This window comes from Nitrososphaera sp. AFS (genome assembly GCF_009898475.1).
Lineage (GTDB): Archaea > Thermoproteota > Nitrososphaeria > Nitrososphaerales > Nitrososphaeraceae > Nitrosopolaris.
Genome location: NZ_QURE01000005.1, coordinates 21,390 through 38,655, shown reverse-complemented (window position 1 = coordinate 38,655; position 17,266 = coordinate 21,390). Strand labels below are relative to the sequence as shown.

General features: G+C 40.6%; 16 protein-coding genes, 1 tRNA gene and 1 pseudogene. 12 read left to right on the top strand and 6 right to left on the bottom strand.

Translation table 11 applies throughout. The features are described from left to right. Positions 1 to 6: 6 nt before the first annotated feature. Complete coding sequence (locus tag DYY65_RS01015; RefSeq protein WP_162476134.1) at positions 7 to 930, bottom strand: NAD-dependent epimerase/dehydratase family protein; 924 nt, start codon at positions 928 to 930, stop codon at positions 7 to 9. Positions 931 to 1,177: 247 nt separating this feature from the next. On the opposite strand from DYY65_RS01015, the gene DYY65_RS01010 reads away from it, so the two are divergent. Together DYY65_RS01010 and DYY65_RS01005 are read left to right on the top strand one after the other, a co-directional pair. After that, on the top strand, positions 1,178 to 2,116 hold the full coding sequence (locus DYY65_RS01010; protein ID WP_201449244.1) for an FxLYD domain-containing protein: 939 nt from the start codon (positions 1,178 to 1,180) through the stop codon (positions 2,114 to 2,116). A gap of 62 nt (positions 2,117 to 2,178) precedes the next feature. After that, positions 2,179 to 3,489: a multicopper oxidase domain-containing protein gene (locus DYY65_RS01005; protein ID WP_162476132.1), complete on the top strand. Its 1,311-nt coding sequence runs from the start codon at positions 2,179 to 2,181 to the stop codon at positions 3,487 to 3,489. Between the two features lie 614 nt (positions 3,490 to 4,103). On the opposite strand, the gene DYY65_RS01000 is transcribed toward DYY65_RS01005, so the two are convergent. Then, positions 4,104 to 4,517, bottom strand: a complete 414-nt coding sequence (locus tag DYY65_RS01000; RefSeq protein ID WP_162476131.1) for a hypothetical protein — start codon at positions 4,515 to 4,517, stop codon at positions 4,104 to 4,106. A gap of 72 nt (positions 4,518 to 4,589) precedes the next feature. Here DYY65_RS01000 and DYY65_RS00995 point away from each other — a divergent pair, with 72 nt between their 5' ends. Beyond that, on the top strand, positions 4,590 to 4,763 hold the full coding sequence (locus DYY65_RS00995; RefSeq protein ID WP_162476130.1) for a hypothetical protein: 174 nt from the start codon (positions 4,590 to 4,592) through the stop codon (positions 4,761 to 4,763). 863 nt (positions 4,764 to 5,626) lie between these two features. On the opposite strand, the gene DYY65_RS00990 is transcribed toward DYY65_RS00995, so the two are convergent. Both DYY65_RS00990 and DYY65_RS00985 read right to left on the bottom strand, forming a co-directional pair. Beyond that, positions 5,627 to 5,800: a hypothetical protein gene (locus DYY65_RS00990; RefSeq protein ID WP_162476129.1), complete on the bottom strand. Its 174-nt coding sequence runs from the start codon at positions 5,798 to 5,800 to the stop codon at positions 5,627 to 5,629. Between the two features lie 64 nt (positions 5,801 to 5,864). After that, a tRNA-Ile gene (locus tag DYY65_RS00985) sits at positions 5,865 to 5,938 on the bottom strand. A gap of 109 nt (positions 5,939 to 6,047) precedes the next feature. Between DYY65_RS00985 and DYY65_RS00980 the strand changes: the two genes are divergently transcribed. Together DYY65_RS00980 and DYY65_RS00975 are read left to right on the top strand one after the other, a co-directional pair. Beyond that, positions 6,048 to 6,866, top strand: coding sequence for an NAD(+)/NADH kinase (locus DYY65_RS00980; RefSeq protein ID WP_162476128.1), 819 nt, complete (start codon positions 6,048 to 6,050; stop codon positions 6,864 to 6,866). Beyond that, the gene (locus DYY65_RS00975; RefSeq protein WP_162476127.1) at positions 6,847 to 7,350 is read left to right on the top strand and encodes an NOB1 family endonuclease; all 504 of its coding nucleotides are present in this window, start codon (positions 6,847 to 6,849) and stop codon (positions 7,348 to 7,350) included. The genes DYY65_RS00980 and DYY65_RS00975 overlap by 20 nt, the downstream gene beginning before the upstream one ends. A gap of 54 nt (positions 7,351 to 7,404) precedes the next feature. On the opposite strand, the gene DYY65_RS00970 is transcribed toward DYY65_RS00975, so the two are convergent. Next, positions 7,405 to 8,586 (bottom strand): TrmB family transcriptional regulator, encoded by a 1,182-nt coding sequence (locus tag DYY65_RS00970; RefSeq protein WP_162476126.1) that lies wholly within the window; start codon positions 8,584 to 8,586, stop codon positions 7,405 to 7,407. Between the two features lie 170 nt (positions 8,587 to 8,756). Here DYY65_RS00970 and DYY65_RS00965 point away from each other — a divergent pair, with 170 nt between their 5' ends. Together DYY65_RS00965 and DYY65_RS00960 are read left to right on the top strand one after the other, a co-directional pair. Next, positions 8,757 to 9,317, top strand: coding sequence for a hypothetical protein (locus DYY65_RS00965; RefSeq protein ID WP_162476125.1), 561 nt, complete (start codon positions 8,757 to 8,759; stop codon positions 9,315 to 9,317). A gap of 222 nt (positions 9,318 to 9,539) precedes the next feature. Continuing rightward, positions 9,540 to 10,763, top strand: coding sequence for an AAA family ATPase (locus DYY65_RS00960; protein ID WP_162476124.1), 1,224 nt, complete (start codon positions 9,540 to 9,542; stop codon positions 10,761 to 10,763). A 6-nt stretch (positions 10,764 to 10,769) separates the two neighbouring features. On the opposite strand, the gene ppa is transcribed toward DYY65_RS00960, so the two are convergent. Then, on the bottom strand, positions 10,770 to 11,330 hold the full coding sequence (gene ppa / locus DYY65_RS00955; RefSeq protein WP_162476123.1) for an inorganic diphosphatase: 561 nt from the start codon (positions 11,328 to 11,330) through the stop codon (positions 10,770 to 10,772). Between the two features lie 87 nt (positions 11,331 to 11,417). Here ppa and ileS point away from each other — a divergent pair, with 87 nt between their 5' ends. The 5 genes and pseudogenes from ileS to DYY65_RS12335 form a co-directional block, all read left to right on the top strand. Continuing rightward, on the top strand, positions 11,418 to 14,639 hold the full coding sequence (ileS, locus tag DYY65_RS00950) for an isoleucine--tRNA ligase (protein WP_236561578.1): 3,222 nt from the start codon (positions 11,418 to 11,420) through the stop codon (positions 14,637 to 14,639). Between the two features lie 121 nt (positions 14,640 to 14,760). Further along, positions 14,761 to 15,180 carry a hypothetical protein gene (locus DYY65_RS00945; protein WP_162476122.1) on the top strand — a complete coding sequence of 140 codons (420 nt, stop codon included), beginning with the start codon at positions 14,761 to 14,763 and terminating at the stop codon, positions 15,178 to 15,180. Positions 15,181 to 15,717: 537 nt separating this feature from the next. Beyond that, positions 15,718 to 16,599, top strand: coding sequence for a phosphoribosylformylglycinamidine cyclo-ligase (gene purM, locus DYY65_RS00940; protein WP_162476121.1), 882 nt, complete (start codon positions 15,718 to 15,720; stop codon positions 16,597 to 16,599). A gap of 37 nt (positions 16,600 to 16,636) precedes the next feature. Beyond that, positions 16,637 to 16,816 carry an AIR synthase-related protein gene (locus tag DYY65_RS12665; protein ID WP_162476120.1) on the top strand — a complete coding sequence of 60 codons (180 nt, stop codon included), beginning with the start codon at positions 16,637 to 16,639 and terminating at the stop codon, positions 16,814 to 16,816. 106 nt (positions 16,817 to 16,922) lie between these two features. Beyond that, a pseudogene (locus tag DYY65_RS12335) lies at positions 16,923 to 17,266 on the top strand (tRNA uridine(34) 5-carboxymethylaminomethyl modification radical SAM/GNAT enzyme Elp3); the annotation flags it as partial.

The following is a 17,266-nucleotide window of genomic DNA, read 5'->3' as shown; positions in this document are numbered from 1 at the left end:
CTTTTGCTATCTATCTCTGGCATAATTTGCTAATGCCTTTATTCCATCCTCGGGAGACTTGCACTTGGGCTGATATCCAAGTTCCAATGCAGCTAGTGAAATATCTGCCTTAGTCCGATACACATAATTCTTAATTGGATTGTCGATGTAGGTGGCACTGATTTTGGTTCCAAGTACCTCATTAATGATCTCTATTACCCTCGAAAATGATGTTTCTATGCCAGTACCTATATTGTAGATCCCGAATTTGCGTTCTTCAGCCTTTGCAGCCAGGATGTTTGCCTTGACAACATCATCCACACTTGTGAAATCCCTAGTTTGAGTTCCGTCCCCATATATGGTAGGGGCGTGTCCATTTTTCATTTCCCATAAAAACTGAGAAATATTATTTGCATATTTTCCCTTGTGTCGCTCGTTCTGACCGTACACACTAAAGTATCTCAAGCCGATCGAGTTCAACCCAAACTCCAAATAATACGATCTGGCCAAGACTTCCCTGCAATAAAATGATGCTTCATAGAATGTCTTAGGCGAAATAATTTGAGATTCCTTGAACGGAATGGTTTGGCCATTGTATACCGAGCTGGAGGACGCAAAAATTACCTTTTTTATACTATTTCTTTTAGCAGATTCCATCACGTTCATAAATCCGATTGTATTTACTTCTACTCCTATTCTGGGATCAGATTTGAACATTGGAGAAGAGCTTAATGCAGCAGAGTGAAAAATGTAATCGCACCCCTTGCTAGTATTTAGGATCGCGTCAAAATCCATCACCGATCCCTTTACAAAAGTGACAGCTCTGCTTAAGTTTGACGAAGTCCCTAACGAGAGATCGTCAAAAGCGATCACCTCAGTACCTTCTAGACATAGGGCATTAGCAACACTGGAGCCAATAAACCCTGCTCCACCTGTAACAAGTACTTTCATCTATCAATTACCAGACTAGACGAGGCATTACTACAAGCTTTCTATCTAATAAATCTATGAACATGCAGTACAGCTTGGCAGATCTGGCCGGCAGTTAAGAATGAGAGACATTAGGTTATCCAACGCCAGATGCAATCAGTAGGTAACTTCCCTAAAGCAATTGCCTGTAATTGCATTTGATAACATTTAAATAAAAATACAATTGATTTTCAATTAGTTAATTGTGAAATTTGCTTACAGGATTTCTATGCCTTATTATATTACGAGCGTTTCGTTCTTGCTGTTATTCTACTTCATACTGGCGACATCAGCTCACGCAATCAAAACCAGTAATGCTTTGATTACTGATGTGGGATCCTATGTGGACAAGACTGGGATTAGGTATGTGGTCGGGACGGTAGAAAACAAAGTTAATGTCCCTATCCATGTTCTCCTCGGATTAAACACAACTACCCATAACGTAAAAACAACATCGGTGGCTCAACCATACGGCAAGACCATCTATGCATATGGGGAGGCTCCCTTTAAGTTCAAACTACGTTATGGATCTAATGTCAAGTTAACAGGGAACCCGTATGTGTACCAACTGAATACTACGAATATTCCATACTTTGACGTTTTAAAGCTAAATTATAGCAATATACCATTATCTAATGGTACTTTGATAGGAACCGTGAAGAATATAGCTTCATTTGATATTTACAACTTGTCCATTTATGCATCGGCACATGATAAAACTGGCGCTCAGATAGACTCTGTCACTACTTCGTTGATGCCTATCTTAAAATCAGGGGAAAAAGCCTCTTTTTCTGTCTCACCAAATCCCGCTCTTGGGTCAAAGGTTGCGTTCTACAGCTGTTTTGGGGTGGATTTTAGAACCATGAACATGAGATTAAGCATAGGTGAAAACAGATATATTTTATCTAATATGACAGGGCTCGCAACTATCGATAACATCAAGGCTGATCCATCCACCGGAAGTTTCAAAATTTATATGAACAACCAATATCCTGTCCCTGGACCATTAATTTTAAAAATCCCACAATTGATAGGTGCTTCTACAGTTTTCGTCACAATGGACGGGACATTGTATAAGAATGCCGTGACGAATTCAAAAGGGTTTACCTTAGTCAACTTGATTGTTCCTGGAGGCAAGCACGTGATAAATGTTAATGGCATAAGATAGTTCCCTATTTTCGGGATCATTTTACCGTTACACTTATCTAATACTAATGAACTGCTAAATTAATGAAAAAATCGTCTAACGTACGCGTTACAACTGCTGTATCAGCGTTTATCCTACTCGCAGGATTAATGTTGTTACCAGCTGCAAGTAAGGGCTTAGCTCTGTCTGCTACGACGAATAACGCGCCACAAATCACATCTTTAATAAATCCATCTCCGGATGACGCACAGAAGGGAATGAGGTTGGTTATGGATAACGGATTCACTCCAATCACTATGGCCACAGCTCAACTGATGGCAAGCAAAGGGACTCATATTCACAAGGTCCTATTAATAGCGAATGAAACAACCCTCAAGCTACCTCAGGGAAATGTAATTCATGCATTGACTTTTAATGGAACCGTTCCTTCTCCAACAATAAGGATCACACAGGGTGACGTCATAAACGTAACATTGGCAAATCCATCCACAAATAAGCTTCCACACAGTCTAGATAACCATGCAGCAATAATAAGTGCAGTACCAAACTTTGGACCAGTGACGCCAGGATGGGAAAGACATTATACCTTTATCGCTACACAACCAGGATTCTTCAAATATCATTGTGAAGGTGTTGCGGTGCTTACCATGGACCAGCACGTATTTAGTGGAATGGTTGGAGGTGTTATAGTTGATCCAGTTAACGGATATACAGGCTACAAATATCCGACATTTTCTGAAAACGGTAGTAAAATAGTGGATAACGTAAGTCCAAATGCAAAGGAAGTTCAATTCATCTTCTCTGAATGGTATCTAACAAAGGACGGCAACTACAATCAAACTGCAATGTTCAACCACCAACCAACATTTACATGGATTAATGGCATTCCATTCGGGTACGACCCAGTAGTCACCAAGACACCAGGTGCTATGCCTTTACACTTCAAGGCAGGAGATCATGTTAGATTCTTTTTGCTCAACGAAGGTGACGCAATGGTAAACTTCCACATAGTAGGAGAGCAGCTAGACAGAGTAATATCTGGTTCAGTAGTTCAAGGATGGGGTAAACAAACATTCTTACTTGGTGGTTCAAATGATGCGATAATAGACGTAGTGTTCAAAACACCAGGTGCGTTTGCTCCAGTCAATCATGACTATGCTTCACTATTCAAAGGCCAAGCAGGTATAGTTGTAGTAGATGGTCCTGATGGGCAACCAGGCAAGACATTAGGTCTAAAGAACTACAACAACCCTTCAAATGCAATCCCACCAATGGGCAAAAATAGCATACCAGTAGCGACAACACCATACACATTAGGTACACCAATGAAGCTACATACCTTTAAAGCGCTGCCAGACTGTGGCACAGCAAAAGACAAAGAACTGTGTTCGTAATAAGACAACAACAATCAAACAAGTAAAGAAGAAGCAAAAACAGACAAACAAAGAATGAAAGAAAGATGAAGTGCTGAAGACACAACACATCAGCAACTTCATCTTCATGATCTTTTTTTAAATTAAAGTTATGACATCACATTCCATTTAGATTATTACTGTAAACTAAAGTATGACATTTAGGCAACCAGATAAGTATAACTTATCTAGACTAGATAACTATAATTTAAACTTAATTATTGGAAGGATGAAGTTCCGGTTCCAACAGGCAATATAAAATGTCAACTGACCAAAACCCTTTTCATGAATACTTCTATCTCCTACTGGTTGTTTCGTACCAGTCCTTCCGACCTGATTGAATTTTTATCTGGAGAAAGTTGCGCTACTGGATGTTCAGATCCTGGTCATCACACGGCAACCAGCAGTTCTAAAGATAGTTCTAAAGGTCACTGGCAATTCTTTTGGAAAGAGCATCAAAGCCTTGGAAAAGCGGGGATAGGCGATGTTAGAATTTTTTTTATGAGATTGTGACTGCTTTCCACTAGCATGTCCCTTGCCTCAAGCCAAGTTTCTTGATAGGCTGTTAAATTACTGTTTCTGTTGACCAAATCATTCTAATGTATTTTTTTTGATCTAGCGTCGAAGTCGCCAAATCCATGACTAATCGCTCGGGTGGATAGGTATTCTTGAATCGAATTTATACGTGCTTTTCTTATAGGATCTGGTATGTTGACAGCAGACAAAAAATAGAACTTCTCGAGGCTTACTGTATAGTTATGCCACTGCGCTGAATATGCATCTGTTGGAAAGTAAGCCATTAGCTCTGACTCAATATCTGCACTCACTTCTGACCAGTTTCGGTATGCATTATGATAGTCGGCTAGAGCTATGCTGGGACTATGAGCTTCGACCAGCTGAGCCGTAATTAAAAAATCTGATACACTCTTGCTTATCTGAGTTACTAGGGCGGTCTTGACTTCAAGCTTTTTCTGGTGGTTTTGCCATGTTTGGGTAATCCATGGGATCAAAAGACCTGTAAAAATAATTGAAATTCCTGACCTTATTATAAGAACCCAGAAGCCGCTGGAAAGCTCGTTGCGTTGGTAGGTCCAGAGCTCGTTGCGTTGCTACGTACAAAGCTCGTTGCGTTGCTACGTACAAAGCTCGTTGCGTTGGTAGGTCCAGAGCTCGTTGCGTTGTCTGAACTTGTATTGACCGCCGATACAATTTGTGGTGGGCTAGGCATGATTAGGATCAGAGAAGATAATACGTAGGCACCGGAAATTATGACTCGGATTAGATTAAAGTGATAAGTTTGATGTTGCTTATTTAACTCCAACCACCGTCTAGCTCAGTTCAGTTTGTTTTAAACTTTTCATTACCTTTCCGCTGGATATCGTTACAGTGGGCAATGATAACCTGACGTGTTCTTCAGGAAGGAGGGAAGTATCCGCTGGCACTATTAATGACAACTGCCGGCCTGACAACGTCATTGGCAAACATTACTGCTTAGTCAAGTATATGTTCCCCGTACAATCAGCTACCACGTTGCCAACGCTTACGGAGCTTTGCCAAAGGTTGCTATATTGGAAAATATCGTCAGCTTCAAGATGTCCCAGACAACCCACGGGAAATTGTAGCATTTTTTATATATCATGGCGTAAAATTGGAAGAGAAGGATAGGGGATCTTATGTCGATTCTGTTCATAAATTTGGATCGACCTTACCTCCACTGCACTCCTAGCTGTGTCCAGAACTTTCTTAAAGAATTCTCAAAAGTCTTCGAAGGAAACTGTCAGTAGAGCTCGAATATAACACTTGCCAAACCACTTTACTCATGTCTGCTCTATGCTTCCTCAATATACCTCGCAACAAAGGATTTGGACTACGCGGGGGTTTTCTAGGTAAGTGGAACCAAACTTACTGAGATAAGCGAGCAACAATGTCCCCTGGAGAGTGAAATCCGGAGAATAACTGATATAACTATTCCATTTAGTTTACTTTAGGTTCGCCGCTGTCTCAATCCCGTTCGACTTCATTTTCAGTCGAAGCTATTCGTGTGTGATATGTGAGAAGTCTGATTCTAATATCACCTATTCGTTGTCATCACATTTTCTTGGATTTAGTCTTCTGTAAACTAAACCTTAAGCGCCGCGACGAGGTCTTTGGTCTCCTCCATTTTTTCGACTGGCTTTTCAAATATCGTCTTACCTTTCGATTTGACTTCTATCAGTTTCCCTAACTCCTCTGTATAGGCTTCTGAGTATTTGCTGAGATCAAGGTGCTCGCTTGCCAGGTTTTCAACTAACATTTTTACGAGTGATAATTCTTTGCACTGGCGTGCTGAATCGGCCCAAATAGAGACAAGATTGATTTGGGCCGAAAGGGAGTTGAACCCTCGACCTTTCGATTATCAGTCGAACGCTCCACCAAGCTGAGCTATCGGCCCACCGATCGTCTAAAATCTGTCAAAATCAGGGCTATTTAATCGTGTGGCCTATTTCCAGTTTTCACGCAATGCATTTAAAGACTGCGTCCTACCTAGTATTACATGTTAAATGGCTGAAGCAATCAGCAATGTAGCCATAATTTCAAAGCCGGGAAGTCCGGATGCACAAAATGCAGCTAAGCGAATCATAGGACTGTTTAGACCGCAAAAGCCAACTATTTATGTCATAAATCCATTGACAATTGATGGAACTAGGGCAATTAAAACAGAAGAGCTAAAGGATCTTAAACTTGATATGGTGATTGCTATTGGGGGAGATGGTACAACCCTAAGAGCGTTTAGGTACATCCCCAAGTGTTGCCCTTTGTTAAGCGTTAACGTAGGAGGAAACAGAGGTGTCCTCTCAGAGACAGGTATAGAATCTTTGGATGATTCCATTCATGCTGTTCTTGGAGGGCGCTTTTTTTACGAACGCCGTATAAGACTCAGCTGCAATACTCGACAAACAACTTTTCCTCCGGCCCTAAACGATGTCGTGTTATTGAGACAAAATCCAATAAGGACTCCAGTTGTGAAGATAAGGCTAATGGATGATTACATAGAACAGAAGATGGATGGCATCATAGTCGCCACTCCGACAGGTTCGACAGGACATTCATACTCCATGGGGGGCCCAGTAGTTTATGAAAAGCTCGATTCTTTGCTGCTGTCACCGATAGCCCCGATGAATAGATTACCCCGAATTGTGCTCCCCCCTGTCGATATCGAAGTCAGCGTTAACCACGACACCTGCCTCATTGTAGATGGCCAAGAAGCATTTCATATCCCTTCTAATGAGTCTGTAATGATCTCTAGATACCCATATGACGCACAATTTATACGCGTAAGACAAAGAGGTATCAGACAGATTGTCAAGCTGGGCTTCTAAAGAATTCGTTGTGGACTCAAGTGCATTTTACATGGGATTTCCGTTTCAATCTTCATTGAAATGTTATACAACAAAGGCAGTTCATGATGAAATTGAACATATCAAAAAAAGTTATTATAGATTAGAAGCGCTAATTGATGCAGGCAATTTAACAATCAAAGAACCTGATCAGTCGTTTATAGAGAAGGTGATTTGTTGTGCAAATAACACAGGTGACAAAAGCAGACTTTCGTTCGCAGACATAACGGTTTTAGCATTAGCCCTTGAAATGGACAGGATTTTGGTCTCTGATGATTATGCTATTGGAAATGTTGCTGCACACTTGAAGGTCCAAGTAAAGTCTATCTCCTTCAATGGTATCAAGGAGTTAAGGAAATGGACATCATATTGTTCCGCGTGTCATAGGACATTTCAGCCCGGGATAAATATATGCAGAACCTGTGGCAGCAAGCTTAGGAGACGATACAAGGTCCATAGTGCCTAAATCTTCATTTGTGTTTGATAGATATAATTTGGAATCATTAACATATCCCTATCATTATTCTATTGATTTGGCTAACTTAAGGTGAACTACTGTCTCTCTGGTATCACTTTTATCTCGCACAACCTTAAGAACAATTCCGTTGTTCTTGAAACAGAACTCTATAAAGGCTACCCAGCGTGAGATAACGTCGCCCGTAGCATTTGATCTGAGGCTGACTATATTGTTCGACTTATCGTGAGTCAAGTAACCATGAGAACCAATTCGAAGGGCACAATCAACTATACCTATCGTTTCATCGAACCCCATATTTAGGAGTTCTAGACCACATTCCCGTATTGATTCGAGTATAGAAGAAGTAGAAATGTATCTATCACTGGCTGTCTGCTCGAAGACTCTTGCATTTTCAATAATCTGTATTAGTTTATTTGCCTTTAACAGAGTTTGAGGCTTAACATTAGCTATTTGTCTAATGTTCAATGCAGTACTCCATTGAGCCTCGAAATTTTTTAATTGCAACATGCCAAATACATCAATCGTGGAAAACAGAGCCGCCTTTCCATTACTACTATCTACTGCAACCATCTTACTGGAATCGATAACTATCAAGTTCAGGTTCACGTCTGCAACCTTCAATTCGATATCTTCAGGGATCGAGGAAATGTGCTCGCTCCCGACACATTGGGTTGCTACCAACAATTTGATATTAACTCCGTTAGTGATTGCTTTAATGATAGCTGATCTGCATTGTGTGAAGAGTTGTACTCCCCAACCGTCCAAAATAGCACAAACCGAAAATCTCGAGTTAGTAATAAGATCCTTTAATTTCTCCACCGTCGAAATAGGATCGAGAATATGATACCTTCGTTCTTCAGTAGTCTTTGGTCTTTGTTCTTCAGTGATTCTTTGCAGCTTATCGACTATTCTTTTCGTGTTCCTGGATCTTCTTTCATGGAGCCTCACAATTTCTCTAAAGGCCTCCTCCGGCGGAATGGCACTACATACGAGCGGCTTTGACTGGGAAACAATTGAGAGTCTTTTCTTTTCCAATTTTTTCAGTGTAGAATATACTTTTGTACGGGGCAAGTTTGCATAATAAGATATTTCGCTAGCCCCAAGCGATCCTTTTCGAATCATCGTGAGATATGCTCCTGCTTCGTATCTCGAAAGTCCTAGCTCTTCTAGGCTACTAACGAGATCAACCGCACTGTGCTCTCCCTGTGTGTCAATTGATTCCATCCGCAAAATTGTGACTTAAACCAAAAGTAAACGTAGTAGTTAAATTGATTGCATCAAAACTAGAAAAAATACTAAGCTGTTACCTTCTTTGATAGTCACTGTAGTTACCCGCCTAATGATCACAGGGACGGTATTAAACATACCGTCTTCATGTCATACAGAATAAACTTATGAAATCCAGATGGATAACGTCAGAATTTGGACCTAGAGGTCATTACGAAGATCGTCCAAAAAAGAATATGGTTTCACTGCAGCCACGACTAGATGCAATTAGAAACCATATCTCAGAGCAAATTGCAGATCTCGAAAGTTACGGTTGCAAAACAACGTCATTTAACCACAAGGGTTTCAATAATAAGGAATCTTTTCAGTTGGAAGAGTATTCTATGTTTGCCGCTATCCCGTTTCAGCTTAACTGTTTAGACCAAAAATGCAATCTGATAACGGGAATGTCAAAAACATTATTGGAAAGGGTATCAGATCAGCTGAAGACTGTATCAGATTTAGGAGATATAGTCGTCATATTAAGCCCAGCCGTGCTTATACTCAAAAGTATTCGATCCTCCTTGGTCCAATGTATACCCGAATGTTATCAGGAGCTTTGTTATATTTGTGAACTTATAGAAGTTGTTCTGGTTGATGCTGCGCAAGTAGGTGGATATACCATCAACTTTCAAACAGCAAATGAGAGTGCTTTATCGTGGATGTCTGAGGTTAAATCAAAAAACTAAAGAACAAAATAAAGTATATTGTGAAATGATGAACTAGTACTGCTAGATATCAGCTGATAAATTGCTATTTTCCTAGAACAATTTGCCTGCCAGTTTCCTCATTTAGTCTAGCCACTCAGTGCTTCATTCAGAATAGTTCAAATTATTTTGTTGTTTACCCAATATACATTTACATAATAGTAATTCAGAGGAAACTCAATTTTATCTTGCGGTAATAATCATTTGAGTTTGGCCCCCCAGGAATTAGAAAACACAGCCAGCAAATACGCAGCGGAGGCGATAAAACTGGATTCTCAAGGTTCACGTGGGATGGCCATACAGTCGTATGAACGAGCTATAGAATCACTAGTGAAGCTAGTACAAGTTTATCCTGACTACAAATTGAACAAAATTTACATTGAGAGGGCAAATGCATATCAAAGCAGAATCGAAGCTCTGCGATTGTCACCTAGATTAGACGGCTCCATGAATCAGAGCGCCAAGGTAACGAGTCGAACTAATATTTCAAGTAAAACTAACAACGAAACAACCTCTGAAAACAGAAAGACGAATTCTAATGAACAATGGGACGCAGCCCTTGACGATTTGGTTTTAAAGGAGAAGCCCAGAGTACGGTGGACTGAAGTTGTCGGCCAAGAAGACGCGAAACGTGCAATAAGAGAATCGATCGTGTACCCAACTAAAAGGGCTGATCTTTTTCCTCTGGGGTGGCCAAGGGGAATACTGCTTTATGGCCCCCCAGGTTGCGGAAAAACTTTGATTGCTGCAGCAGCAGCAGCAGAGATTGACGGTTATTTTATCAACGTTGATGCAGCATCAATGATGAGCAAATGGTTGGGTGAGGCGGAAAAAAATGTTTCCAAACTTTTTGTAATGGCACGCAAACTCAACGAACATGAGAATACTCCTGTTCTACTCTTCATAGACGAAATAGATTCTCTACTTGGGACTAGGAACGGCGAAGTGGGGGGCGAAGTTAGGGTAAAGAATCAGTTTCTGACCGAAATGGATGGGATTAATAACAAATCCAAAGGAACGCTCCTTTACGTTATTGGTGCTACTAACAAGCCATGGAGTCTGGAATCGGGCTTCTTGAGGCGCTTTCAGAAGAGGATCTATGTAACTTTGCCCGATATTAGTTCAAGAACTAATTTATTTGTCCAGTATACATCGGCCTTAAAAAAAGAAGCATCTCTAAAACCTGAAGACCTTGCGAAGCTGTGTGATGGGTATAGTGCTAGTGATATAAAGGACATATGCCAATCGGCACAATTACGTGTTGTAAACGAGCTGTTTGAGAGCGGAAAAGCTTCGGATGATATGTCCATTCCGAGGTCCATTAGCATTACAGACTTTAAGGAGATTATCAAGATAAGGAAGCCCAGCGTTAGTGTCGATATGATAAAAGCATACATGAAGTGGAGTGATCAATTCAAGGCGTTGTAGGTGCGATCACCCGAAATCACTTGGATTGCTTGGCAGTCTGGTTGTCTCAAACTTTTTTATGGCGTCAGAAATCTTCTTTTTTGCCATTTCTTTGTCCTTCCATCCTAAAACCTTGACGTACTTCCCTTTCTCTAATTCTTTGTAGTGCTCAAAAAAATGTTCGATTTGATCTTGTAAATAATGTGGAATGTCGTCGACGTCGCTAATTGTCGAAAAGGCCAGGTCTATGTTGTTAAGCGGAGCGGCGATGATTTTAGAATCTTGACCTTTCTCATCTTCGGTCAATAGAACGCCTACCGGCCTGGCCCTCATTACAACCATCGGGATTAGAGGGTCATTACCAAGAACCAGAACGTCAACTGGATCCCCGTCTTCTTCCATAGTCTGTGGTATAGAGCCGTAGTTGCATGGATAATACATTGCGCTTTGAAGTATCCGATCAACGAATACAAATCCGCTCTTCGAATCCAATTCATATTTTGTGCTGCTACCTTTGGGAATTTCTATTATGACGTTTATTTCCTCAGGCGGCGATTCGCCAGGACTCAAACGATTAGGATCTGCCAAGTTTAGCATTTTAGTTCGAATCGAATATATTCTTAATGTTTGTCCAAACAAAAAACATAAACACGAGCCACGGGAAAGTTTTCAGTCTTGGAGCTTAATCTATCTGGTAAGTTCGACGGGAAGGCTATCGAAACAGAGATTCGACATTATCTCTCTAGTATCGACCTCAGGTCTCTTTTAGAAATGGAATTACCAGAAGGTAAAAAACCGGTTGCTTTCGTCGAAGGACCGCCCACGCTGAATGGTGAACCACATGCTGGACATTTAAGGGGACGAATAATCAAGGACCTCTGGTTCAGATTCAACTCTCTGAAAAAAGCGAAGGTTATATTCAGAGCAGGATGGGATACTCAAGGTTTACCTGTTGAACTACAGGCCGAAAAGGAGTTAGGCTTAACTGGAAGTAAAGCTGAAAACATTATCAAGGCTGGTTTAGACAAGATTGTAGAGGCCTGTAAGAAAGTAATACTAAGGTATAACGAGAGCTGGACAACTGCAGATAAGCTGCTAGGTATGTCCTTTAATTATGAAAAAGCGTATTGGACCTTTCGGGATGAATATATCGAAAGAGAATGGGGTCTCGTAAAAAAAGCATGGGACGTTGGTCTTTTAAGGGAATGGTTCAGAGTCGTGGCGTACTGTCCGGGGTGCCAAACTTCACTTAGCAATGCTGAGGTAAATCAAGGGTATGATACGGTTGAAGATCCCTCATTATACTACAAAGTGAGATTATGCGAAGAGGATGCATTCCTTATCGTATGGACTACCATGCCTTTTACACTAGTAACTGATGAATTGATTGGCGTCAATCCAGATGCAACATACGTATACTTGACCGCCAATAACGAAACCTGGATAGTTTCTGAAAACAGGCTACATGAGCTGATGGCTGAACTTGGAATAACAAATTATAAGGTAGAGAGAACCATCTTAGGGTGCAAACTTAAAGGCTTGCGCTATATCCACCCATTATTAAGCCTGGTCCCTAAATTGCAGCAAATGGCGGCTTCTGGTGCTGTGCACTTTGTGGTAGCAGAAGAATTTGTAGAAATTACTACAGGAAGCGGCGTAGTCCATCTCTCACCTGCCAATGGCGAGCAGGACTTCGAGGTGGCTTCACGAATGAATCTACCCATTTTTGTTCCTATCGATGATAGAGCATTTTTTACGTCAGATGCAGGGGACTTTGCAAATTTGTATGTACGGGATGCAGACAAGAGAGTAGTGGAAGAGCTGAAAGCTTCAAACTCGTTTGTTAAAGTAGGAAGGATCAAGCACCAGTATCCCAAATGCTGGCGTTCTAAACATAATTTAGTCTGGTTAGCAAGGAGAGAGTACTTTTATATGATTGATAAGCTCGGAGAATTACCAGCTAGAGCTGCTGAACAAGTCGATTATTTCTTTGAAAGCCCAAAAAATAGATTTTTGGAGATTATTAAGGAAAAAGTTCCGTGGTGCATAACTAGGGAGCGAGTATGGGGAACACCTTTGCCAATATGGGTGTGCGTTAAATGCCACCAGAAAGAAGGCCTTTTTTCGAGAGAAGAGATTATACGGAGGGCAATTTCCCTGCCTGACGGGTCAAATTTCGAACTGCATCGACCACAAATAGACAGGATCGAAATCAATTGTGGACAATGTGGATCGACAATGCGAAGGGAGCTATTTGTGTTGGATACATGGCACAATAGCGGAGCAGCTCCATTCGCATCATTTAATGAATATGAGTACAAGACTTTCATTCCCGCTGCATTTATGACGGAGGGGATAGACCAGACGAGAGGATGGGCGTATACGTTGTTGATAGAGAATATCATTTCGAGTCAAAAACCGATCGCTCCATTTCATACGTTTCTTTTCCAGGGACATGTTCTCGATGATAAAGGCAACAAAATGAGCAAGAGTCTAGGGAACATCCTGGATGCTCATTATCTTCTAAATGAGTACTCTGTAGATCTAATAAGATTTTATTTTATGTGGAAGTCATCCCCAATAGACTCCCTAAAGTTTAGTCCTGAGGAGATGCTCTCCAGGCCATATCAAATTTTAAGTACCTTGTACAATTTACACATTTATCTTAGACAAAACAGCATTTTCGATGGCTATGACCCTAAGACGCATCATTTGAATTGGGTCCTTGAAAATAGGCTACTGTCAACGACCGAGGTTTGGATTTTATCGAAGCTCGAAGGCCTTGTTAGATCCGTCTCTATTGCCTATGAGAGATGTCGATATAATGAGGGCGCTAGGGCATTGGAAGACTTCATAGTCAATACCTTGAGCCAAATGTATATCCCGATTACCAGAAATGACATATGGGACGATTTCTCGGAAAGCCTGAATCGAAGGCTGGCTATATATACCATTTTGGCTCATTGTCTTAAACAAATTGATATTATGTTACATCCAATAATTCCTTTTATTACAGAATACCTCTACCTAACTTGCTTTCCCAGTAAAAGGAGTATTCTGTTAGAAACGTGGCCTGAATATCACGAAGATTTCGTGGACAAGGGAGTTGAACAGTTAGTGGACAAATGCAAAGAGGTGATTTCTCTCTCCTATGCCGCAAGGATGAAAGCTGCACTAAAGAGACGTTGGCCTATAAAGCAAGCCATCATTTGTGCAACAGATATTGACGCTCTGAAGACAAGGGGGATAGGCGAAATGTTAAAGAACCAATTGAATGTCGAGCAATACAAACTAGTTGAACTGAAAAATGGAATAGCTTTGCAAAAAATCCAAGTCTTACTCGACAATCAAGCTCCGATTGTTCCGAAAGTAACTTTGGTAAAAAGGAATGTAGCTCAGAGATTAAAGTCTAGGATCTCCAATGTAATTGCCTCAATTGAAAACCTGGATGTTTTCGAATTGGTTAGGACCTTGCAAGGCACAGGCAAGTATACTATATTATACGACAACAATGATAGGATTGATCTTTTTCCCATTGATCTGGAATTCTCTTACGTGGCAAAAGAGGGTTACGTCATGTCTGAGCGGGATAGTATGATTGTTTTTCTCGAAACAGCTAGGGACAAACAGTTGATTATGAAGGGGATGCTCCGAGACTTATCTAGAAACCTTCAGCAACTTAGAAAAGAACGTGGTTATACTCCCACCGAGATAGCCCCCGCAGCTTATGTTGGGAGTCTGCAGGAAGAAGAAATATCCTCATTAGGTGCGATGGAGGAAGAGTTTGCGCATCTAGTGAGAGTGAAGAAAATATTTCTGTCGAAAGAAGCTATGAAGGATATAGTCTATAAAAACGTCAAGATAGATGAAAGGTCAATACAAATCTCGGTACAGTAGAAGAATTTTCACCAAAAGGTGTACAATATTATTACTATAAGATATTATACCATCGCTTTCAGAACAAATAGATAGTAGTATTATAAAGGAAATTTTGGTCACGTAATGGGAAGTACAGTACTTGGTCAATTACTATTCTCATGCAATGATAAATAAAGAAGATGGCTTTAATATCAGATTGATCAATAAACAGTTAGCTGTCGACGAAAGGCAAGTAACTCTCGATGAATGGGTGCTTGACAGATTCAGAGACAAGCTGAAAAAGGCTGCAGTCCTTACAACTAGATTTGGCAAGCCATTGGTCCTTTACAGAAGAACCATTGAGGAATTTGAATTTGCCGGAGAGGATGAAGTCTGCACCCTAATCGACGAAAAATACGCACTTGTCCAAGTCTATACTCACGGAGGCTTTATCCCATTGAGCTTTCAAGAGCAATACGTTTTTTCGTTAGATGACTTTCCTAAATGGGTAATGAAAAGAAGCAGAGATCTAGTCCTGCAATGCCTTGAAGCAATCGACGAATTGCTCTCTATGGGTTAAGTGTACTGCGGTCTCCTGCCAATTCTGTTTTTGACCAAGCTTTTCTAAAGTACCCAGGTAGATATATGCGATAAATTTCCATTAATTAAATTGGAAGTAAGAAAAAATCACAAGGTTTGATTTGATTTGATATAATAAATTTTCACAACATATATTCAGCGTGTTCTTCTGTTAACAGTTGACTAGACCAAAAGTTCACAATCATTAATTACTGATAAAATATGTGTATATCAGTTGAGAGATATTGAGTTAGAGCGGATAATGGAGTCATTGATCAAAGAAGAACTAGTAGTCAAACTGTTGAGGTGCTCCAATTGGGAAAACCGATCCGGAAAAAAATACCAGGAAGAAAAAAAAGCAACATCTATTACTCCTACCTATTCAGATATATTCATCAACTGAACGTTCCGGGCAGCATATTTGAGGTAAAATAAAAATTAGCACTAAAATCCACTCTCGGATAAAAAATCAATGTTGTTAGCCTTGGATGACGACTAGACCATTTGGTACGCACGTCCAGTACGAAAAAATAGTAACATGAACAAGAAGAAGGAAAGAATGATGCCGGAGAAAGAGAAGAATCAGAAACAGAAAGGTAAAAAGAAAAAGACATACGCTGATTTCGGGGTAGATATAAAAAAGATCGTTAGAACGCAAAGCCAAATAGGCACGATGATTTCAAATACCCACTCATTTATGTCCAAAGGTAAGGTGCTTTCAGGCTTTGGTGGTTATGCTGGGATATTAGACATTGGGGGGATGCTACTAGCCTTACATGCCGATGGAGTAGGGTCGAAAGTACTAGTGGCACAAATGATGAACCGTTTTGATACGGTAGGACTCGACTGCGTTGCTATGAATGTGAACGATATCGTGTGCGTTGGGGCGAGACCTCAAGCCTTTCTCGATTATATAGCTCTCAAGTTTCAAAATGAGGTGGTTCTGAAGGAAATAATGAGAGGCCTTGTTAGAGCAGCTTCAGAATCAGGTGTCGCCATAATTGGGGGCGAGACAGCGATTCTACCTGACATCATTTCTGGGTATGATGATCGAGCCTTTGATCTAGCAGGAATGGCTATTGGGATTGTAAACCCGTCAGAGTACATATCAGGGAAAGATATCAACGTTGGTGATGTAATACTTGGCGTAGAAAGTAGTGGCCTTCATTCGAATGGTTATTCTTTAGCCCGGAACGTGCTACTTTCAAAATATTCGATTGAAGATATTCCACGTTATATGCCTAGTTCTGTGGGAGAAGAACTATTAATTCCAACTAGGCTTTACGTTAAGCCTGTAGTGGAGATTCTAAATAATATTGATGACATACTCGTACACGGGTTAGCACACATCACTGGGGGATCGTTTACGAAATTGTCGCGGTTTCCTCGACAAATTACCCATTGCCAGAGGCATTTTTAAGCAGATTCAGATAGATGGCCGAGTAGATCCAGCAGAAATGTATAGAACATTTAACATGGGCATTGGATTTTGTGTGATAGTTCCTCCAGGCTCAGTGGATTGCATAATTAGAATTTTTGGGAAACATAATATGAAGTGCTTGGTAATAGGCAGTGTTGACAATAATGGAAGAGGTGAGGTAGTAGCTAAGTTGGATAACAGAAATGTACTTTTGTAGTAGTTTTTATCTCTCGAGCCATTTTGTATGAATTATTGATCTATGTAACATTATGTGTAAATCTACATAATATTAATAAGCAATCCACACAGTCCGATTCAGATCATTGAGCAAACTCTACTCGCTTGATGGAATAGATTGCCATCGCACCAACTATGTTTCAGCATGCAAATTTATTGCTGACAAAATAGGAGCAAAAGTCTGTCAATCCAGAAAGGAAGTTATTAAAGTAATAAGACAAGCATCGGCCATTTATTCTCTCTCTACTCTGCCAAAGAATCAAGATATTTTAGAATTCTTGGACAAGTCGGATCCCGCTCGACAATTGTTAATGGTGAAGCCCGTCAAGACCTCCTCTGGAGTGGTGGTAATTGCGGTAATGCCCAAGCCGTACACCTGTCCACACGGAAGGTGCATATATTGTCCAGGAGGCATCCCAAATAACACCCC